This is a genomic window from Psychrobacter sp. ANT_H3 (genome assembly GCF_027919975.1).
In the GTDB taxonomy this organism is placed as follows: domain Bacteria; phylum Pseudomonadota; class Gammaproteobacteria; order Pseudomonadales; family Moraxellaceae; genus Psychrobacter; species Psychrobacter maritimus.
In genome coordinates, this window is record NZ_JAQISM010000001.1 from 327595 (window position 1) to 350294 (window position 22700).

The following is a 22700-nucleotide window of genomic DNA, read 5'->3' on the forward strand; positions in this document are numbered from 1 at the left end:
CGGGCTCATCGATGCCTACTTCTACATTTAAGCCGCGAATTACGCTATTTTGGCGGCTATTTCTCAGCCTGTTATTGACAGTGCTTATCACCTCTATCATCTCTGTCATGGTAGAACGCTGGCTCAATGGCAAAGAGTTAAGCGCTCGAATGGATGTACAAATTGACAGTCTTTTACTCAAGCGGCAAGAAGTGGTTGCGGCGCTACAAGCGGGTGATTTATTGGCAGTCAGGCAGCTGTACCGGCAAGACCGTCGATTGATGAGTCAAATCAGGATTTATGATGAGCAGGGCGCTATTATTTTTCCGCGTTATCGTTATAGAGAAGAGCGTCAAACAAACGGGCAGGAAGTAGAGCGTGACTTGCCATCGCATGCTATGTCTGACAATCGTAGAGCGCATAATGATAAAAATGACAGCGCCTATCAAAAGCCTTCTTTCATTAATGAAATCCTGCATCCAGCGATGCCGAATAGAGAAGTGATTTTTGACCCTAATAATCGCCCAGAACTGGCAGATTTATCCGTAAATTTGCCAGACGGGCAAACGGCTATCATACAATTGCGCCCGCATTTGCGTTTTGCTGATGTCTTGGCGCTGCAACGCGGTAATGTTACCGTGCGTTTACTGCTGATTATCCTCTTTAGTACTTTGGTCTGCTTTTGGCTCAGTCGTACGCTGACTCGGCGCATCGGTCAGGTGCAACATACCGTGCACCGTATGATTGATGGCGATTACCAAGTCAATCCCCATTTATCAGAATTAGGCTCTGATGAGCTAGGACTATTGGCAAAAGATGTGGCCCAATTATCAACCCGATTGGCGGAGAGTGAGCTTGCGCGCAAGCAGATGTTAAGTGATATCTCGCATGAGCTGCGTTCGCCACTGGCGCGCCTTGATGTGGCTACTGAGCTGACGCGTGACTTTGCGCCCGCTGCCAGCCGTTACCTTGACCGTATCGATAAGGAATCGGCACGCATGAATGAGCTGATTGAGCAAATCATTCATATTCAATCTCTGCAAATGCAGCAATATACCATCGATAATTTGGAAAATGATGCCGTAGATATGGTTGAAATCATCACTGAGATTGGTAAAGACGTTTGTTTTGAGTTTCAGCATAAAAACGTGCACTGGCAATGGACGCCGCCCGATGCTTTATCATCGTCATCATCTGATGCGTCTTTGACTGTGCTTGGCAATCAAGAACAGTTGCATAGCGCCCTTGAAAACATCATTCGTAATGCTTTTATGCACACTCCTGCAGGCTCAACTGTCACGGCTGAGGTCACAAAAACACCGTTAGATAATAAAAGAGATGCTATTCAAATTAGCATCACAGATGAGGGTGGCGGGGTAGCGGACAAAGATGTAGAACGTATTTTTCAGCCTTTTGTACGCCTTGATAGTGCGCGCCACAGGGAAACGGGCGGCTATGGATTGGGCTTGGCAATCGTTCATGCGGTCGTCATCGCCCATAAAGGTCAAATCATGGCTTATAATAGTCAAGACGGCAAAATGGGGTTAGTAATAAAAATAACGCTGCCTGCGAAATAAAAAAACCTAAATAACAACGTATTTACTTAAAATATATTCACTTTTAAGAATATAAAGGATAAGCGGTATTAAATCCCCGATGAGCGGCATTGTCACTCTCTGTATATTCGTTAATAATAATATACAGAGAGTAATAATGATTTTACAAAACAAGACGTACTGTTTGTTAAGTGTTGACACGAGTAACAATCCCCAAATATAGCTTTTACCCTATGAGTATATAACCCGTTTTATTTTGTCATATCAACTCTCTAAAAATGGATTTTAACTTTGATTTCTCAAATCTAATAAGTCTGTAAGGGAGTACATACCATGAATCGGAATTATAAAGTGATATGGAATGCGTCTTTAAACTGCTTTATGGCAGTTTCTGAGTACGCCAAAGCGCGTGGTAAGTCGTCAAACGGGGCAGTTACCTCAAATGCGACTCCAACAAGTTCAGTAGTAAGAGGCGCAAAGTTGCTGCGCTTAAGTACATTATGTATGGGGCTGGCAGCCGCTGGTCTAAGCTTACAAGCGATTGCTATGGCACCTGCTACAGGTGCTTTTTACGTCGGTGTTAACTCTGCTGCAAGTGGCGCTAACTATAATGGCGAAGGAGCAACTGGTACCAACGCAATCACACTTGGCATAAATGCAGAAGCAAATGGTCCTGATAGCATATCGATGGGTACAGATGCGGGAGTCGGTGCTACATCAGCATTTAAAGAAAATATAGCAATCGGTAAAGGTGCAGGTGTCAATGTCCAAAGTGAGCAAAACGTTGCTATTGGTTCTGGCGCTGGTCTAGATATTAAAGGTGGACCTGGCGACGATGGTCTTTTTGGTAAAAATACCTTAGTTGGTACCGGTTCGGGTAACAAATTAACTGGTGCTCAAAACTCGGGGCTTGGGTTCAATTCTCTTCTAGAGTCTACGGGTTCAAATAATGTGGGCTTAGGGTCCTACGCAGGTTGGAAGTCCGAAGGTAATTTAAATATCTACCAAGGTAATTATACCGGCTCTAGTTCTGTCGGTAACCGCAACGTCGCGATTGGTAACTTTGCAGGCAACAAGATAACTGGGAATCAGAACGTTTTTCTTGGTGACAAAGCCGGGACTGATTCTAAAGACAGTGACAAAAATATTGCAATTGGCCTGAATGCGGGTAAAGCTCTTGCTAATGTCGCAAATTCTATTGCAATTGGTGAGTTGACGAAAGCTAGTAGCAACAGTATTGCTATGGGCACCAAAACATTAGCTACAGGATTAGAATCAGTTGCACTGGGTTCAAATTCTTTCGCTGAAAAAGATCACTCAATCGCATTAGGTTCGAATTCGGTTGCTAATACCGGCGCTGGCGAATTAGGTTTTGTAATTGGTGGCGGCACTGACGCTAATGTAACTGCTACTAACAGTACAGCTGCAAGTGTAAGTGTGGGTGATGCTAGTAAAAGTATTCGCCGTCAGATTACCAACGTTGCAGCAGGCACCATTGATACTGATGCAGTGAACGTTGCTCAGTTGAAAACTGCTTCTGCAGCAGCACAGACCAAGTACTACAGTGTTAAAAACACTTCGGCTGCTACAGCTACGGGTCCAGGCAGTAACGTTAATAACGACGGCGCAACCAAACCAAATGCTATGGCCATGGGTGTCAATGCATCAGCGACTGGTGAACAGGCAATTGCCATTGGTAGCGGAGATAGTGGTCAGAATACTACAGCTAGTGGAGAGCAATCTATCGCCATTGGTGCAAACGTTGAATCAAGCGGCAACTCTTCCATCGCTATCGGTGGTGATGATTTAGATGACGCCTCAAAGGTGAATGGGGTTAATGCACTATTCAATACTTATACAGGCAGCATAGGCGGTCTTGTTACGGTAGGTGATTATAGTGATCACACTGAATCTGGTGGTGCGGCCTCTGTTGCCATTGGTGTCAAAGCGCATTCTAAAGGCAATCTCTCTACCGCTGTCGGCGTCCGTTCAAGCTCATCAGGTGATGCCTCTTCTGCCTTTGGTATGGGTTCTTCAGCAAGCCAAAAGGGCTCAGTAGCACTAGGTGCAGGGTCAACTACACTCACTGATGCGACTTACCAAGACAAGCTTACTATTGGCAATAAGGACTATTTCTACACTGGTGCAACGAATGATAAAGGGGCACAGGTCTCTGTTGGTTCATCGGGACGTGAGCGTCAAATTAAGCATGTCGCTAGTGGTGAGGTGAGTGCCGCCAGTACCGATGCGATTAATGGTAGCCAGTTGCATGCAACCAATGAGTCTGTTAAGGATTTAAGCACTACGGTTGTGGCTAACAAGACACATTACTACAGCGTCAATGATGGCAGCGTGCAACAAGATAACTACAATAACGATGGTGCTACGGGCAATAGCTCACTAGCAGCTGGTGTTAAAGCGACTGCTACAAATAATCGTGCAGTTGCCATGGGTGCCGAAGCTTCAGCCACAGGTTCTGAGTCAACTGCTTTAGGCTCAGCTGCACAAGCGTTTGCTGGTTCAGCTACCGCAGTTGGTTTTGGTGCACGAGCAGATCAGTACGGTGCAACTGCAATGGGTACAAACTCTCGTGCTCAAGGCATGTACAGCACGGCTGTTGGCCAAACGGCTAAAGCTACGGGTGAGAATTCCATTGCTATGGGTAAGGGTACAGAAGCAGATGGTGTAAACAGTATCGCCATCGGTACAGGTAACCAAGTAACTGGCGATAACTCAGGCGCATTTGGTGACCCTAACATTGTCAGTGGTACGGGTAGTTATGCAGTTGGTAATAATAATACAATCGCAGCTAACAAGGCTTTTGTGCTTGGTAATAATGTTACGATTAATGCTGGTGATAATCATTCCATCGCTCTTGGCGAAAGTGCGAAGATCAATGGTGAGGACAGTATTGCAATTGGTCGAGATGCTTCAGCTTCAGCTGGTACCAGAAACGGGTTATCAATTGGATTGAAATCGAAGTCTGGCAACCATGCCGTATCCTTGGGTGACCGCGCCTCGTCAGGCAACTACGCGATAGCGCTTGGCTCTAATTCTACAGCGTCTATTGGCGGTACTGCTATTGGTCAGGCCTCCCATGCCGTCAGTGATGCTACAGCCTTAGGTCGCGGTGCTATTGCAGGCCAGTCAGGTAATGTGGCTCTAGGGAATAGTTCCATTACTGGAGCTCAGCACACTGGAAGTTTTTCTATTAACAATATACCAGTTGCGGGTTTGACCCGTGGTGCCAAGACAGTATCGGTAGGCGCTGTCGGTGCTGAACGACAAATTCAAAACGTCGCACCTGGTGTCGTGGATGCAACCAGTACGGATGCGATTAATGGTAGCCAGTTGCATGCCACGAACACTCAGGTTAACAAAGGCTTTGGCTTAAAAGCTGCCGATGGTCAAATTGTAATGAAACAACTAGGAGAACAGGTTGAGGTAGTTGGTTCTAATAGTAATATCGATACACGAGTTAACACCGTTAACGGCAACGTCGAAATTGAGCTCAACAACAATCTAGATTTAGGAAATAACGGTAGTGTTACCACAGGTAACTTATTAAGTGGCACTAATGTTAATCGCCTTGGCATGGTAACAGGTGGATTGCTAACGGGTGGCGTCACTACGGTCAGTGGTGCAGGTGTCACAGTAACAGGTTTAAATCCATTAAACCCCTCTAGTGCAGCTTTGACTAGTAATGGTTTGACCATCCTCAACGGTCCAAGCATCACTAAGAGTGGTGGTGTAGATGCTGGTAGCCGGCAAATCACTAACGTGGCTAGTGGTGGCACAACGCTTACCAACGCGGCCAACATCGGTGATATTCAAAGTACCGTCGCCGCTAACAAGACCAAGTACTACAGTGTCAACTCGACAGGTGGCACCAACGATGACAATCTAGGTGCAACGGGTCAAAACGCCATGGCCATGGGTCGAAACTCAGTCGCTTCAGGCAGTCAAGCCATCTCAATTGGTAGTGGCGCAAGTGGTCAGAAAACCACCGCAAGTGGTGAGCAGTCTATTGCCATTGGTGCAAACGTTGTCTCATCAGGTGCATCCTCTATCGCCATTGGTGGCGATGATCTAGATGCAGCCTCTCAAGCCAATCTCACAGGAGCTGCTAGTGGTACCATCAACGGTGGTAGCGTTAACACCACCTTCAAAGCTTATACTGGTCGTGATTTGGTTGAAACACCGCCGTATCAAGTAAATACTGAATCGGGTGGCGCCGCCTCCATCGCCATGGGCGCAAAAGCACTGTCTCAAGGGGCATTGTCTACCGCCATTGGCGTACAATCTTCCTCATCAGGTGTTGCATCCTCCGCCTTTGGCATGGGATCGTCAGCGAGTGCAAAAGGTTCAGTAGCGCTAGGTGCAGGATCGGTGGCTAGTGTTGCTGGTGGCGCAGTTGCCTATGTTCCAACAGGCGCAAGTGCAGCAGATGCTACTGCCATCAAAAACACTCAAAGTGGCGTAGATTACGGTGCTGTTTCAGTAGGAACCGGTGTTAAAGGTGGCAATCGTCAGATCGTCAATTTAGCCGCTGGTACCAATGACAGTGATGCGGTGAACGTGGCGCAACTGAAAGGTGGCGTATCAAGTGTCGTCGATCTAGGTCTTAACTTTACCGGTGACAATACAACGACAACGGTTAATCGCAAACTTGGTGAAAAGCTTACCGTGAAAGGGGGAGCAACCACCCCATTATCGGACAACAACATCGGTGTGGAAGCGACCAGTCCTGGTACCTTAACTGTCAAACTGGCGAAAAATATAGATCTAGGCAAGACTGGTAGTGTGAAAATGGGTACAAGTAGTCCATATGGTCTCGGCCCTGTAACTACGGTTGACCGTTTAGGTATTAGTACAGGTAATTCATTAGCTAGTACTGACGTAAATGGTTTAGGAGTGTTCGTCAATGGTCCCTTAGGTATTCCTAGTACTGCTTTGACTATGGATGGTCTTAATATTATTGGTGGTCCAAGTGTTACTAGAAGTGGTGGCGTAGATGCTGGTAGCCGGCAAATCACTAACGTGGCTAGTGGTGGTACAACGCTTACCAATGCGGCCAATATCGGTGATGTTAAGAGTGCAGCTGCCGGGTCTAGAACTGAGGTTGTTAAAGGTACCAACGTAACTAGTGTTGATAAAACCACCGGTTCTAATGGACAAGACGTATATACCGTTAATGCCAATGGCACGACCGCATCAGCAGGTTCAGCTGCGGTAACGGTTACCACTGGTATTAAAGATGCCAACAACGTCACTGACTACAAAGTTGACCTAAGTGACTCTACTAAAACAAGCTTGAGTAGTGCAGATAGCGCCTTACAATCTGTTGTTACTCAGATTGATGGCACTGCTGTTAAAAACATCACTAAGACCAATAATACTGCCAACTTCATCACAGGTGATAACATTCTGTTGACGCCTGAAAGCGGTGGTATCAAAATTGCGACTGCTCAAGATCTGGTACTAAATAGTGTGAAAATGGGTAATACCACAGTTAGTCAGGGTGGTATGACCATAGTGGCCCCAACTCTAGCTCGGACAGTCGTACTTAATAGTGCTGGACTTAACAACGGCGGTAATAAGATCACGAATGTTAAAGCGGGTGAGGCGGATACTGATGCTGTTAACGTTGGACAGCTGAACTTGGCCAATGCTACCATTGATAAAGGCTTAAACTTTGGTGGTGACAGTGGAACAGATGTCAATCGTAAGCTTGGTCAAAAGCTCACGGTTAAAGGCGGCGATACTATCAATGCTGACCCAGCAACGAAAAATATCAGTGTCACTGCTAATGGTGCTGATACCTTAACTGTCAGATTGGCTAAAGATATTAATCTTGGTAATACAGGCAGCGTTACCACTGGAAATACTCAGGTTAATAATGCAGGTATTACTTTATATAATGGTGATAAGGGTCAAGTAGTACTTACTAATAATGGGCTTAACAATGGCAACAACAAAATCACTAATGTTGCTGATGGATTGTTGAGCACTACTAGTAAGGATGCAGTTAACGGTAGTCAGTTGTTTAAGACTAACGAAGACGTTGCCAAAGGTATTAAAATTGGCGATGGCAATAGCGCCAATGATCAACAGTTTGCCTTAGGAGATACCATCAACGTGACGGGTGATAATAATATCACTACCACTGCTTCGGCAACTGGTGTCCAAGTTAAACTGAATAACCAGTTGAACTTAGGCGACGAGGGTCGTATGCAAATGGGTAATAGCATCATGAATAACACCGGCTTTACCTTTGTAGGTAACGAGCCAGGTAGAACCGTTATTCTAGGTGCTGGTGGTCTAAACAACGGTTTCAACAGAATCACAAACGTCGCGGCAGGTATTGATCCTACTGACGCTGCAACTGTTGGACAGTTAGAGGCTACCACCTTTGCATTAAGTAAAGGCTGGAATGTCAGCGCTCAAGCTACTAACGCTAGCAAAGTGCTAGCTGGTGATAGCGTTGATCTAAACAACACTGACGGCAATATTACAGTGTCCAAAACAGCAGACCATAATGATGTCAGCTTTAATTTAAACAAAAACCTTGTGGTAGATAGTGTGCAAACAGGTGATAGCACCCTAAACAACGAGGGTTTAACTATCGCAGGAGGACCTAGTATCACTAAAGCTGGCATTGATGCTGCTGATACTAAGATTACAAACGTTGTGAGTGGTGACGTTGCTGCAGATAGTAAAGATGCTATCAATGGTGGTCAGCTCTATGCTCAAGGTATGGGTATTAGCAGTATTATAGGTGGTAACACAACTTATGATCCTGCAACTGGCACCTTTACCAATAACAACATCGGTGGTACTGGCGAAGGTAGTATTGATGGTGCGATTGCTTCTATCAAGCGTGGCGAGGTTGTCATGACTGAAAACATTCAAACCAACACTACAAACATTGCGACGAATACGACAAACATCGCAACCAATACCACCAACATCACCAAAAACACAGCTGATATCGTAACGAATACTGCGAATATCACTACCAATACCACCAACATCAAAGCCAACAAGGATAAAATCGATGCTGGTCTCAACTTTGGAGCCGACAGCGGTGCCGTCATCAATAAACCAATCGGTGATGGTAGTGTACTCAGCTTCAAAGGTGGTAATAACATTAAGACCACCGCTGAAGGCAGTAGCATCAAGTTTGACTTGAACGGTAATATCAACGTAGAGAGCGTGACGACTGGTAATACGACGGTTAATAATAGTGGTGTTACTATTAAAAACGGCCCAAGTATGACAGCCGCTGGCATCTATGCAGGTAATGCCGAAACGGCCCCTAGTATGACGGCTGCCGGTATCAATGCCGCTGGTACTAAGGTGACAAATGTTGCAGATGGCATGGCACCTAGAGACGCTGTGAACTTTGGGCAATTAGACGCTGTTAGCAGAGGTTTGGGTAACAGCATTAATGAGCTTGGCTATAAAATTGGCGAAGTCGAAGATGATGCCAACGCAGGTATCTCAGCCGCGATGGCCATGTCTTCATTGCCACAAGCGTTCATCAGCGGTAAACCCATGATAGGTGGTGGTATCGCAACCTATAATGGTGAAAGTGCCGTTGCGATTGGCTTCTCGAAAATGTCTAATGATGGACGTTGGGTGATGAAGCTGAATGGTACAGCGGACACCCAAGGGAACGTAGGTGCTGCAATCGGCGCAGGCTTCCACTTTGACTAATTGGTTAGCCCGATAGTTTAGCTAAATTAAGCTGCCAAGCTAAATAGTCATTGAATCACTAGGTAAAGTGAAATAAGTAAAACAAAAAAAGCAAGGCATCTGATGCCTTGCTTTTTTATGGATGGAAGTTATCCTATAAAGTATAGGACACTAATAAAATATAGGATATTGAATTAAATCAATAAAAATTAACGTTGTGAACTATAGTCAAAATACCCTAAAAACGCTACGGTATTGCTGATATCAATTTTTTGTAGCCTCTGTCTGCGCAGGCACAGCAAGCAAGAAAAATTGATATCAGCAGCGCGTGATGTATCGATATTACTTTTCACTGACTATAAAGGTTGATGACATTAAAGTCTGTGTTATCAAATGTCTAACGCACTAAAATAACAGGCGATAGGGTGCTAGCGATAATCTCTGTCGTTGTACTACCCAAAAACAAATGCTGGAGCTTAGAGCGTCCATAAGCCCCAACCACAATAATATCAATATTATTTTCAAGCTGAAAACTAAGTAAACCGTTAACCGCATCAAGCTGTGGCAAATGATGGGAGTCTACGCTAAAGCCTGCGGTTCTCATTTGGATTACAGCATCTTCTAGGCTTTTTTTAGATGCTTCATTATCATGTCCGATCATCACAATATGACCTTGCAAGCCTTGTAAAAGGTTACTCTCTGCAAGCATCTGTATGGCTTTAATCGCGGTTTTACTGCCGTCAAACGCCACCATATATGATTGAGGCTCTTTAAATTTCTCTGAACAAATCAACACCGGTACGTTTGAGGCGCGGGCAACCGTTTCGATTTGGCTGCCGATATTGATGCGGCTGTTTTTATGATCTTCCCCGCGGCGACCCATGACGATAGCACGGTTTTTTTCTTGAAAATGCTCAATCGCTGGCAGCAGCTTACCGCGGCGTTGATAGATACAGACGGTCACGCCTGCAAAGTTACTTTGGATATGACTTTTTGCATCTTGTACCAACGCATTACTATAGCTGTTTACGACTTTTGCCCTTTGTTCATCGAGCTTTGATAACTCATCGAGCAAAGACTGGCGGCTGTTAATGCCGATGGCTCCTGATAAGTCGCGTCTGACCGATGCTGCCACATCGCTGACGTGCAATAATCCCACCGCTAAATTCAGCTTTTTTGCATACCACGCCGCATAATCGCATACTGACCCAGTCACTGCTGAGCCATCAATACAAGCCAAAACGTGCTCTTTCGTTATCATAATCTGTCCTTAGATTTGCATTTATACTTTGAGAAACAGGTTTATTGATAGAATGCTTTTTTAAGACAGGGTAAGCATCTACTTTTCAATTAAATCGCCAATCATTCATCTTTGACTACCATCTTACCTTAAATCGTATCATTGCAAAATCACAGAGCAATATCTTAAATGGTGCTTTGCTGACATAGATTCTCAGTTCACCGTGCACTTTGTAGTCTAAGCATTTTGAAAAGCTGATCTCAGTGGCAACGTGCATGCTTAAAGCACAGTGTCTATATCGTCGCAACTTCTTATCAACGTTCTAGCAAAGGTATGGCTTGTAAACGATAAAAAATTTAAAGTTAAATAAAATCATTTTAAAGATAGAACAATATTCCATTATGTATCATTTGTTAAATAACAATAGACTTTAGTATTTAATCAATAAAAGGCTGTCTTAGTAGTTTCGAATATTCATTTATTATTAATTACAAACGCGATATCTATAATTTTTTCAATCACTTTTTATTTGAAAGTAGCAAGTTATTGTCTTGTGATTTTTATTCACTAATAATTAGTGGTTTTATATTTATTTAAAAATGAATATCTTTTTACACTTACTATTATCGTTTTTTAAAGACATTGTTATGTGAAAAAGATTTTTTATTCGCTAACTGTTTCAGTTTACTAGCAAAAGTAGGTTTATGCGTCAGGTTGGGATTGTATAGCTTGTCGTACTGAGTTGTTAATAGAGACAAACGTCACACTGAATTTTGTATGACTAGACTTGTTTGTATGGCAATTTTAACGATAAATAAATAAGACGATTTAATCTACAACAGTTATATGAATTCATTATAAATGATAAAAAACGAAAAATAAGCAGCTTCTATAATAGAAAAAAGAAATGCTTTATTCAAAGGCTTTAAAAAATGAACACGAATATTTATTTTAATAGTGAACGATTGTCAATAAATAAGTATGAATTTTTAAGTGCTAATATTAAAACATGAGACAATCAACTTGTTTTTTATCGTAAAGTTGTTAATATGCTCTATTGTATTTTATCGTTGGTTCGGTATCAAACGTCTCATTATTTTATTAATCTGAGGGTTTGGTGTTAATAGGGAAGTTACTAGGAAAATAAGGTATGAGTACAATTAACCACGAAGAGCGCGTCCGTCATGAAGGTTTGCGTGAAAAAATCATGTCTGCTGAGCAAGCAGCTACCTTTATCTTACATGATATGAATGTTGGAATGAGTGGTTTTACGGGAGCAGGTTATCCAAAAGCCGTCCCATCCGCATTAGCAGAGCGTATCAAAGCGGCCCAAGCGCGCGGCGAAGAGTTCAAAATCGGTTTGTTAACCGGCGCCTCAACTGCCGCAGAATGTGATGGTGTATTGGCTGACGCCAACGGTATCAAGATGCGCACGCCTTATCAGTCAGAACCTGCCCTCCGTAAACAAATCAATACTGGCGAAACGCATTATTTCGATATGCACTTATCCCATGTCGCGCAGCAAAGCACCTTTGGTTTTTATGGTGACATGCATATAGCGGTGGTTGAAGTCGCTGGAATTTTACCAGACGGTCGCCTGATTCCTTCTACCTCTATCGGTAACAATAATGCTTGGTTAGATAATGCTGACCAGATTATCCTTGAAGTAAACAGCCGCCAAAATATTCTGTTAGAAGGCATGCACGATGTTTTTGATGACATCGGTGTACCGCCGTATCGCAAACCGATTCCAATCACCACGCCAGGTGAGCGTGTTGGCTCGCCTTACCTGACCTGTGATTTAGATAAAGTCGTTGCCGTGGTCTTAACAGATTCACCAGACCGCAATAGCAAATTTGCTGATCCTGACGAATGTTCAACCAAAATTGCCGGTTATATCATTGACTTCTTCCATGAAGAAGTAAAAAAAGGTCGCATGCCAGCCAGTTTATTGCCTATCCAGTCGGGTGTCGGTAACGTTGCCAATGCGGTATTGTCAGGATTGCAAGCCAGTCCATTTGAAAATCTAACCGGCTATACCGAAGTATTACAAGACGGTATGTTAGATTTGATTCTGTCAGGCAAAATGACCCAAGCTTCTGCGACTGCCATGTCGTTAAGCCCAGATGCATTAGACCGTTTTAACGCTAATATTGAAGAATTGCGCAAACGCATTATCCTGCGTCCACAAGAAATCACCAACCATCCTGAAGTCTCGCGTCGTCTCGGCGTGTTGGCCATTAATGCGATGATTGAGTGTGACCTTTATGGCAACGTCAACTCAACCCACGTCATGGGTACCAACATGATGAATGGTTTGGGCGGCTCTGGTGACTTTGCTCGTAACGCCTTTACCTCAATGTTTGTAAGCCCATCGGTTGCCAAAGGTGGCGCTATCTCGTGCATCACGCCTATGGTGTCACACGTTGACCATACTGAGCATGACGTGATGATTATTGTCACTGAGCAAGGTTTGGCTGACTTGCGTGGTTTATCACCGCGTCAACGCGCGCAAAAAATCATTGATAACTGCGCCCATCCTGATTATCGTCCTATGCTGCAAGATTACTATGATCGCGCGGCACAGACTGCTGGTATGCAAACGCCTCATATCTTGAGTGAAGCATTGTCATGGCATCAACGTTATGTTGAAACCGGTGATATGCGCGTCAAAAAAGGTTTGGCTTTAGCAGTTTAAATGCTTCATTAAATACCTAGTTAAAGCCTTAAAGCTAGAATCAGCGACATAGCTGATTGCACCATTAAAAACACCGCTTGTCTGCTAGCAGATAAACGGTGTTTTTTTGTCTTTAAAATAAAGGTAAATGTAAAAGTAAGGTAAAGGTTAAAACTACAGCTTTTACAATATCATTTAAAAGGTAAGCTTTTTGATTTTTAGCTGTGGCTGTTTAAATACTCAATCAACGGCTTAATGCCAGAGTCGGCAACACCGACGCCTTGGGCGACTAAGCGACCATCTTTATCTAACACGGAAATCAGGTTGGAATGGTTAATATCGCCATTATCGGCAAATTGATATTTGATATTTAAGGTATTGGCAAGCATACGGGTGCTGGCTTCATCGCTACGAATCAGGCGCCAGTTATCACCAAGATCATTATGTGCAGCAAAATTTTTCATCACCTCAACGCTATCGCGCTCAGTGTCTAATGTCGCCAGTAAAAACTCCGTTTGCGCACGCGCTTCAGGCGTCATCTCTTGATACATCTGTTTCATCGATTGCACTAAGATAGGGCAGGTGTGCTGACAGCTGGTATAAGCCATCACCACTACTTGATTTTTACCCTGCAACTTACCAAGCTCAAAGGTATTGCCATGATGGTCTGTCCAGTCGCCACCTGCCTGATAGATAGAATAATCTTGCCCTAACGCTTCTGCAGGCTCGTGTGCATTCATATCGGTATGATTCATCTGTTTATGATCTATGTCCTTCGTATCGTGATGAGCATCTTTCGCTACTCTAGACTCAGAAGTAGGATCAGGTTGACTGTTTTGTGTTGACGACGAGTTAGGGGCGTCAGGATTGCTACAAGCGAGTAAGCCAATGCATAGTCCTGCAGTCATAGTCAGTTTGATAGCATGAGCCACATTAGACAATAGGTGAGTCGCTGTATTTTGCAATCTTGTATTTTGCATGGTTTTTATTGTTTTCATAAGACAATCCTTAGAGGCCATTAAATTGAATTGAGCATAAAAAGTAGGGCGCTAGGTTAAAAGGGTAATATGTTAAAAGGGCGCTTTTTTGAGGTAAATTAATTACTAGCGCAACGAAAACCAAGGCTGCTAACCGTGTATTTGGCTTCTAAGCTTGAGCGAAAACCATAACGCATAAATGCCGCATAATCACTTGGGTCGACCGCACCTGCTGCGCCCGAGCCGCAAAACATCTGTTGGTTCAGGTTGCTGTCGGCACGTGATTCGCCAGTGACTAAGCTATTGTTAAAATTCTCTGTCCATTCCCAAATCAAACCGTGCATGTCTTTTACGCCCCAATAGTTGGCAGGGCTTTGTCCGACATCAGCAAGTTGGTCTTTGCTACCAGATGATTTGCTATACCAATCAAGGATGCGTTGGTTGTAGCCGGTCTCCAAGCTACCGTTTTTATTGGTCGTAGAAGCCTGTGCGACATATTCCCACTGTTCAACGGTTGGCAAGCGCTTGTTTTGAGCGCGGCAATATTGATTGGCGGCATACCATGACACATTGACCACAGGCTGACGAAAATCAGTCTTTTTGGGGACAGAGATATCTTTGGTATTAATCCAGTGTTTTAAATAACCGGCATCGGCAAAAATAGGCGCAATCGCCCGTTGGCGAAACTTTGGGTTTTCTTTTAAAAACTGATAAAATTGTATGTTAGTAACTGGTAACTCATCAATTTTGAATGTATCGACTGCCACTAACGGTGAGTTTTTACTCAAATATAACGGACGATAAGTACCGGGCTGAATGGTCAGCTCTTTTGCTTGCGCTTGTGTGCTCATAAACCCAAAGTCTGTTGTTACGGTCAGTGCGCTAACGACCAATAACAGTGCTAGCGGGCGAGCAGTCGTATTCAGAATCTTTTGGGTGTTAATTTTTAAAGTTTTGTTTTTGTGAATTTTAATGCTGCGAGTGTTGCTTTTGTGAGTGTTAGTGATGTGAATCGATAACATAACTAATCTCCTAGTAGTCCCAAAAAAGGGCGGGGCGTATAGCAGTCAATCAAGCCGTTATTCATTTAGCCATTTAGTTAATGAGCCATTTAGTCAATCAACCACTATCAAAGCTTTCTGTTTTTAAAGCTTTATTTATAGTGACGGTGCCAAACTCTGATTGAGTCAGACACCGTTTTGATGTAACGATAGAATATTTGGTTATTTACGAGCGGCTTTGACATCTGCTGAGGTGACTTCACCACCTTTATTGCCCCAACTATTGATGATATAAGTGACGACGTTAGCGACTTTTTCATCATCTAAGGCGACCGCTGGCATGACACTGTTGTACTCTTCACCGTTGACGGTGATTTTGCCTGTCAAGCCATGCAAAATAGCATTGATGGCACGTTTGGGGTCTTGGTTGAGGTAGTCTGATTTGGCCAAGGGTGGGAAAGCTTTTGGTATACCAGCACCATTTAATTGGTGACAGGCCGCACAGTTACTGGCGTAAACAGACTCACCCATTTTAATTCTTTCTTGCTTGTTGGCAGCGGTCACTACGGGAGCCGGTGCATTGGTTTTGCCGATGCTTTGCGCCGCTGAGCCTTCAGGTAAATAGACCTCTTCACGCACTTTTCCAGAGTAGATTTTTGCATTTTCAGGACCTTCGACATCGATGATACCAAGTGCCCCTTTGTTAAATGCTCGGAAAATAGAGTGGTCAACCATCACAAGCTCACCTGGGACATCTACCTTGAATTGGGTAATAGCCGCGCCACCTGCGGGAATAAGCGTGGTTTGAACATTATGGTTCTCAGCGCTACCACCTTCCATATTTACCTTGTCAAAAATCTCACCGATGACGTGGAAGGATGAAACCAAGTTAGGACCACCGTTACCGACAAACAGACGAACCGTTTCACCAACTTTCGCTTTAAGCGCGTTTTCACCTGTTAGAGCGCCTACTGAACCGTTAAATAACACGTAGTCAGCTTGTTCCTTCACCGCTTTTTCCATATCAAAAGGTTGTAACCCTTTATCACCATAGTTACCTTTGGTGTAGAAATCGCCTTGCATCACGTAGAATTCACGATCAACTTTTGGTAAGCCTTCTTCTGGCTCAACCAAAATCAGACCGTACATACCGTTTGCGATGTGCATGCCGACGGGCGCTACTGCACAGTGATAAACGTATAAGCCGGGTTTTAATGCTTTAAAGTTAAACTCAGAGGTATAACCAGGAGAAGTAAAGGAAGAGGCGGCACCGCCCCCTGGACCTGTCACGGCGTGTAAATCAATATTGTGCGGCATTTTAGAGTCAGGATGATTTGACAAATGAAACTCAATTTCATCACCTTGACGCACGCGAATAAACTGTCCTGGTACCTGACCGCCAAACGTCCAGAAATTATACTCAACGCCATCCGCTAAGCGCATGGTTTTTTCCACAGTTTCCATTTTTACGATGACTTTTGCTGCATAGTCACGATCGATGGGTGGAGGCACATCAGGCGCATGGGTGATAATAGCGTCAATCACTGGTAACTCACCATTTTTAGTATTTGGCGCCTTGCTATCCTTTTTGGCTTGAGTAGTCTCTGTTGTGGTTGCAGTAGCATCATCATCAGGGGTTGATTTATCACAACCAACCATCCCTGCTGTGCCAAGAGCGAGTAGACATACTAGGGCAAGCTTAGAGTAGGTAAGTGATTGATGCTCAGAAGATGTTGAATTAAAAAGGCGCATAAGGCTCTCCAAAAATTAAAAATAAGTGGCTCATTTAACAAAGCTCGATTTTTATCTCTTCTAATCATCCCAATGTTAATTGTGATGAAAAGCAAACATCACTATCAAAACAAAAAAATCAAATAACAACATTATAAAAGTTGCGAGCTTCTAAATTGGCTTCTATAAAATTCATTTTAAATGAATGTTATAGAATAAGCGAATTATTCCAGTAAGATTTATTCACGCTTTTTGTACTGGCGAGTTATGAATTTAGTTAGGTGTTTTTACAATTTAGTGTACTAGAAAGTAATGCTCTGAATAGTCTAAACGTTGAGAGTTTTTAACCTTTTAATCAAGCGTAATTATTGGTTCGAGAGTAAGAGAAGCTTTTTTAACGCTCATTACTATTACTACTACTGTTTTTATCATTCGTACTTTCTTGACTGGATAAACGGCGTTTAATAAGTAAACCAATCACAGCGACCACTATCAGTATGCCGATTGCTTTGGAATAAGGCGCTAACATGCCGGCGACGGCGTCATAGTTTTGACCTAAGTAATAGCCCGCTAAAGCCAATATCGCTGTCCAAATACTAGCCCCTAAAGCCGTCAATGCCAAAAAGGGCAATAGCGCCATTCTATTCATGCCAGCTGGGATAGAAATCAGCGAGCGCACCCCCGGCACCATACGTCCAAAAAACACTGCCATCTTGCCATGTTTATCAAACCATGCATTTGCCGCGGTGATATCAGCAGGCTTTACAAACAGATATTTACCATACTTTTCCGTAAATGCGACCAAACGCGGCTCATCAAATACGCGACCCACATAGTATAAAGGCACCGCCCCCAGCACCGCCCCAAGCGTACCGGCTAATATCACCAGAATAATGCTTAAATCGCCTTTGGCAGCGGCAAAGCCAGCGGCTGGCATAATGACTTCAGAAGGGATCGGCGGAAAGATGTTTTCAGCAAACATGGCAAAAATAATGCCAAAGTAACCGAATTTTGCCATGATACCGAGTACCCATGCACTCATTTGATCCATTGTAAAGACTCGCTCAAGGTTGGAATAAAGAAACAATAAATCATACGGGCATTTATCAAAATTATTTGTACTAAATTACGGGCTTAGTATGTATTAAATATTGCTAAAAGTCCGTCATTTAATGCGTTTATCTGAGAGCAGCTCGAGGACAGAGCGCAATCTGTACAGGCTTAGTATTTTATTTATCTTAATAAATAGTTAATAAAAACACACAAGAAGCTTCTATTTACTGCCAAGTTTATGGCATAAGGTCGTCTTAATCGTGCTTATTTTAGACTATTCATATTTCATAAAGGTTTTTTAGCACAAAAACCTCATTAGGCATTTAATATTTAGAGAGCTATCAAGGAGATTAAGATGAATAAAATAACAGCAAATGTAGGATTAACCAAAGCGCGGCAGGCGTTATGGATCGCATTGTTTGCCAGTATTGTCGGCGTTACGGCTTGTAGTAATGAGAGAGAAGATGTGGCGGCAGATTCGACCGAAGTGGCAGATGAAGTGGCCGTCGACGAGGCGAGTGAAGAAGGCACTGAAGTTGTCGAAACCGGTATGACCGCAGATGGAATGTCGGGTAATGATGGTGAGCAGAAAGCCGATGACACTGTAACCGTCAACGAGAGTAATGCAAATTTGGATCAAACCCCAGCAGATGGCGTGCAGTAAATACTTCGATAACTCAAGCTTTTGACGAACAAGTTTTGAATGTTCAGGTTTTTGATGAGAGTAAGATGAGAGTAAATTGTCCAAAAAAAAGAGCTGCAAATTGTTTGCAGCTCTTTTTATTTCAGTTTTAGTAAAACTATAGCCCTTTACAGATAATATGATAACTATCGACTGGTAAAGGTAATTGTTTTAGCGCCATTAGTAGATGGCTGGCTGATGGTTACTTTACTGTCTAAGATATCGCCGCGCGCATTGATTTTATAGCATTCTGACGAGCTGCCATTAGGATCGTTATTGAGCAGCAGATTGCCTGAGGTTTCTATACAAAACCACGCGGTATTATTGCTGTCTCTGGTCAAAGACCAATCTTGGTTATAAGTACCTATTTTTTTGCGCATACTTCTATCGGCGTAAACGTCTTCAGTAATCAATTTGCTTGATGAGCCAACCGTTGCCATTTTGGGAATGGTTGTGGTCTGATTCGACAGCGAATACTTACCTGAGCTGTCAGTGAAACCATGGAATACCAAGGGATTGAGGGTAAAGTAATTAATAGCGACCGATTGATCAGTGACTTGATTGTTTACTTTGTTGATGGTGTTTACTTCAGCGCCTTGTACTTGTTTATTATTAAAGACCATACTGCCTTTGGGCGTAACTTTGATATCCGCAGAGGCCGTTTGATTGCCGACGGTCGCCACTAGGCTTTGACTGCGAGCTTTAGTATAAATATTGAGCATGGCTGCTTCAACGGGATATTGAGTGACAATGTTATTTGAATTGCCCGGTGTGGTGCCACCGTTCATACCACCCGCACAAGCGCTTAAGCCTACCGATACAGCGACAAGTAATCCTAATTTTTTCATGGTATATTCCCTCGATTTATTTAACTGCAATTTATTAATAAGTGATAGACCTATCTACTATAATCGAATTTTTAAGCGATAACATCTGCTGTGTATCCCTGCGCCTGCTATCCTTACATCATTATAACAACCGATGATTTTGCAGAAATTTATTGAATGAATGGGCGATAAGAACTACTAGCCAATTAAAACAGGATTAATAGGTGTTTTTACTGTTCATACCTCCTTAGTCTGTTATCATTTCGTCCTGCAAAAAATCACAGTTATTTTCTATAAGTACCATTCGTTAGGACGTTAAAATGATCGTCAAGCAAAAGCCCAGCGCCATCAAACTGCTTTTTACCTTGCGTGGCTCCATCCTGCCAAAGGTCTATCCGCAGATTTTGCTCATTAGTCTGATCAGTGCCTTTATCACCAATATTCAGCATGGGTTTCCCAGTTCTTTTTCTTCTTATAGCGTCGCACCGTTTACCTTGCTTGGGATTGCCTTATCGTTGTTTCTAGGTTTTCGGAATAATGCCAGTTATCAGCGCTGGTGGGAAGCTCGTGGGCTATGGGGGCAATTGGTCTATGATACGCGCAGCTTTACCCGTCAAGTGCTGTCTTATATAGATGATGAAAGTAAGAATGGGCAAGAAAATAAGGAGGGGCGAGATAGCCAGCGGCGATTGGTGTATTTAAGCATCGCTTTTACCCATGCCTTACGTCATCGATTGCGTGACAGCTCGCCTTGGCAAGATGTCGAGCGTTTTGTAGAACCTATACATCATACCAGCATGAAGCAAGCACAAAATTTGCCAGATTATCTACTGCGTCTGCTAGGTAAGGAGCTTGGCTATTGTCGGCGGCGGCGCTTGACGTCAGAGCATATGATACAAAATATGGATGAGCGCCTAAATTCGATGACGGTGGTTTTGTCCGCTTGTGAGCGTATTCATAGCACACCATTGCCGTTTGCTTATACGCTACTGGTGCATCGCACGACGTATCTATATTGCTTTATGCTGCCTTTTGGTTTGGTTTCTTCTTTAGGCTGGGTGACGCCCTTGATTTGCGGGGTCATTGCTTATACCTTTTTTGGTTTGGATGCGCTAAGTGAAGAGTTGGAAGAGCCTTTTGGTTTGGCTGCCAACCAATTACCGCTGACGGCCTTATCACGTACTATTGAGATTAATTTGCTAGAAGCTTTGGGCGAAACCGAGTTGCCGCCGAATATCATAGCTAAAAACGGCTATTTACAATAAGTGATTTATAATTGTCATAATGACCATTAAATGCTGTTTAAAAAGCTTAGCAGCGTTTGTTGTTGCGTGGCAGGTAATTGCTTAAAGCGTGTGCATACTTAAGTTAATTGCCTTTCAGCCAAAGCAAATAAAGACATGAATAAGCCCTCCATTCAATTGACAGTCATCCAAATGGCGTCAGCAAGCTATTTACTCTGATTACTCATGCCAGCATCAGTGGTTTGCTGGACGATTTGTTCGACTTGCATAAAGTCCGTATGCCGCACATCTTTACCGCTGGTGCAAAAAATAACCAGCTCAGCAATGTTGCGAGCATGATCGCCCACCCGTTCTAGGGCGCGCAATACCCATAGTATATTAATCACTTTGGACACATGGCGGCTGTCTTCCATAATATAGGTCATCAAGGCACGCGTGGCCGATTGGTACTCTTCATTGACCGCGGTATCGCTTTGCAATACTGAAAATGCCTGCTGCGGATTCATATTTGAGAAGGCGTCAATGGCATCGAGCAGCATCAAGCGTACCTGATTGGATAAATGCTGAACCTCTGAATAACCTCTTGGTGACGCGCCATCTTCAATCAATTGGCAGGCCATACGGGCGATTTTTTCTGCTTCGTCACCGACACGTTCAAAGTCGACAATGCCTTTGCTCAGCGCCATCACTAAGCGCAAATCATTGGCGGCTGGCTGGCGCTTAGCGACTAACAAAATAATTTGCTCATCGATTTTAATCTCTAGCTGATTGATCAAATGGTCGTCTTCAATCACTTTTTTTGCGGTCGCCTCATCTGCGGCTATCAGGGCGCGTGTCGCAACCATGACTTGCTCTGCTGCCATGTGACCCATTTGCATAAACAGCTCAATCACGTCATGTAAGTCATTATCAAAACTCTTTGATAAATGCTTTGCCGTTATCGCCATGCTTGCTTCCTTAATCGTATTGGTGTTGCTCATAAAAATATTGCCAAAATGAGTAGCGTGATAAATGACTGCTAGAAATGATTGCTTTAAGCGAACAGCGACTTAGCCATAACGACCGGTAATATAATCTTCAGTCGCTTTTTGTGCTGGGTTGGTGAATATTTGATCTGTTTCACCCATTTCTACCATGTCTCCCAAATACATATAAGCGGTGTAGTCGGAGACGCGCGCGGCCTGCTGCATATTGTGGGTGACGATAGCAATGGTATAGTCGTTTTTTAAATCGGTAATCAAATCTTCAATCGCGCCAGTAGAGATGGGGTCGAGCGCTGACGTTGGCTCATCTAATAGCAAGACTTCAGGCTTTGTTGCTACTCCGCGGGCGATACAAAGTCGCTGCTGTTGACCGCCCGATAATGACAATCCTGACGCTTTAAGTTTGTCTTTGACTTCCAGCCATAATGCTGCTTTTTTGAGTGCCCACTCGACACGCTCATCCAGCTCTGCTTTGCTGAGCTTTTCATAGAGACGGACGCCAAATGCGACGTTGTCATAAATAGACATCGGGAAGGGTGTGGGCTTTTGAAAAACCATACCGACACGCGCACGCAGCAAGTTAACATCCATATCTTTGGCCAAAATATTTTGGCCATCAAGGGTAATTTGACCTTCAGCATGCATACTCGGATACAAGTCATACATACGGTTAAAGGTACGTAGCAGCGTTGATTTACCGCAGCCTGAGGGACCAATAAAAGCGGTGACCTTTTTTTCTGGGATATCGATATTGATGTTTTTTAACGCTTGAAAATCACCATAATAAAAGTCCAAATCGCGAATGGTAATCTTGGCAGGTGGCATGTTATCAGGCATGTCTGCCATGGTTTGCTTGATAAGATGGGCGATATCTGGCTGTTTATGCTGACCATGGTTAAACATAGCGTCATCTAGTAAACGGCGTTTGCTGCTAGTATCTGTCATCGGCTTAGTCGCTTTTCTCTCTAATACATCAGTCATAATGGTATCCATCTGTTTTAAAGTTTTGTTAAATGGGGGTGTTTTTTTGCTCTTAACTGTGCGTTTGTTAG

At 43.5% G+C, this 22700-nt stretch carries 13 protein-coding genes; 5 read left to right on the top strand and 8 right to left on the bottom strand.

The window, feature by feature from the left end; translation table 11 throughout:
* The first annotated feature begins 11 nt into the window (after positions 1-11).
* Together PG901_RS01300 and PG901_RS01305 are read left to right on the top strand one after the other, a co-directional pair.
* A complete protein-coding gene (locus PG901_RS01300; RefSeq protein WP_271133194.1) occupies positions 12-1556 on the top strand; it encodes a sensor histidine kinase in 1545 nt (514 codons plus the stop codon).
* A 312-nt stretch (positions 1557-1868) separates the two neighbouring features.
* Complete coding sequence (locus tag PG901_RS01305) at positions 1869-9254, top strand: YadA-like family protein (RefSeq protein ID WP_271133195.1); 7386 nt, start codon at positions 1869-1871, stop codon at positions 9252-9254.
* 376 nt (positions 9255-9630) lie between these two features.
* Here the strand turns inward: PG901_RS01305 and PG901_RS01310 are convergent, their stop codons facing one another.
* Positions 9631-10494: a universal stress protein gene (locus PG901_RS01310; protein ID WP_271133196.1), complete on the bottom strand. Its 864-nt coding sequence runs from the start codon at positions 10492-10494 to the stop codon at positions 9631-9633.
* 1129 nt (positions 10495-11623) lie between these two features.
* Between PG901_RS01310 and PG901_RS01315 the strand changes: the two genes are divergently transcribed.
* Complete coding sequence (locus PG901_RS01315) at positions 11624-13171, top strand: acetyl-CoA hydrolase/transferase family protein (RefSeq protein WP_271133197.1); 1548 nt, start codon at positions 11624-11626, stop codon at positions 13169-13171.
* A 197-nt stretch (positions 13172-13368) separates the two neighbouring features.
* On the opposite strand, the gene PG901_RS01320 is transcribed toward PG901_RS01315, so the two are convergent.
* From PG901_RS01320 to PG901_RS01335, 4 genes are all read right to left on the bottom strand, one after another.
* A complete protein-coding gene (locus PG901_RS01320) occupies positions 13369-14148 on the bottom strand; it encodes an SCO family protein (protein ID WP_271133198.1) in 780 nt (259 codons plus the stop codon).
* Positions 14149-14246: 98 nt separating this feature from the next.
* A complete protein-coding gene (locus PG901_RS01325; RefSeq protein ID WP_271133199.1) occupies positions 14247-15149 on the bottom strand; it encodes a formylglycine-generating enzyme family protein in 903 nt (300 codons plus the stop codon).
* 201 nt (positions 15150-15350) lie between these two features.
* Positions 15351-16880 carry a copper-containing nitrite reductase gene (gene nirK, locus PG901_RS01330; protein ID WP_271133200.1) on the bottom strand — a complete coding sequence of 510 codons (1530 nt, stop codon included), beginning with the start codon at positions 16878-16880 and terminating at the stop codon, positions 15351-15353.
* 373 nt (positions 16881-17253) lie between these two features.
* The gene (locus PG901_RS01335) at positions 17254-17910 is read right to left on the bottom strand and encodes a DedA family protein (protein ID WP_271133201.1); all 657 of its coding nucleotides are present in this window, start codon (positions 17908-17910) and stop codon (positions 17254-17256) included.
* 357 nt (positions 17911-18267) lie between these two features.
* Between PG901_RS01335 and PG901_RS01340 the strand changes: the two genes are divergently transcribed.
* The gene (locus tag PG901_RS01340; protein WP_201565620.1) at positions 18268-18576 is read left to right on the top strand and encodes a hypothetical protein; all 309 of its coding nucleotides are present in this window, start codon (positions 18268-18270) and stop codon (positions 18574-18576) included.
* 164 nt (positions 18577-18740) lie between these two features.
* Here the strand turns inward: PG901_RS01340 and PG901_RS01345 are convergent, their stop codons facing one another.
* Positions 18741-19442 carry a hypothetical protein gene (locus tag PG901_RS01345; RefSeq protein WP_271133202.1) on the bottom strand — a complete coding sequence of 234 codons (702 nt, stop codon included), beginning with the start codon at positions 19440-19442 and terminating at the stop codon, positions 18741-18743.
* 299 nt (positions 19443-19741) lie between these two features.
* Here PG901_RS01345 and PG901_RS01350 point away from each other — a divergent pair, with 299 nt between their 5' ends.
* On the top strand, positions 19742-20686 hold the full coding sequence (locus PG901_RS01350; protein ID WP_271133203.1) for a bestrophin family protein: 945 nt from the start codon (positions 19742-19744) through the stop codon (positions 20684-20686).
* Between the two features lie 185 nt (positions 20687-20871).
* On the opposite strand, the gene phoU is transcribed toward PG901_RS01350, so the two are convergent.
* Positions 20872-21612 carry a phosphate signaling complex protein PhoU gene (phoU, locus tag PG901_RS01355; RefSeq protein ID WP_271133374.1) on the bottom strand — a complete coding sequence of 247 codons (741 nt, stop codon included), beginning with the start codon at positions 21610-21612 and terminating at the stop codon, positions 20872-20874.
* A 102-nt stretch (positions 21613-21714) separates the two neighbouring features.
* Entirely contained in the window at positions 21715-22641 is a 927-nt protein-coding gene (gene pstB, locus PG901_RS01360) for a phosphate ABC transporter ATP-binding protein PstB (protein WP_372828848.1), read from the bottom strand.
* Positions 22642-22700 lie beyond the last annotated feature (59 nt).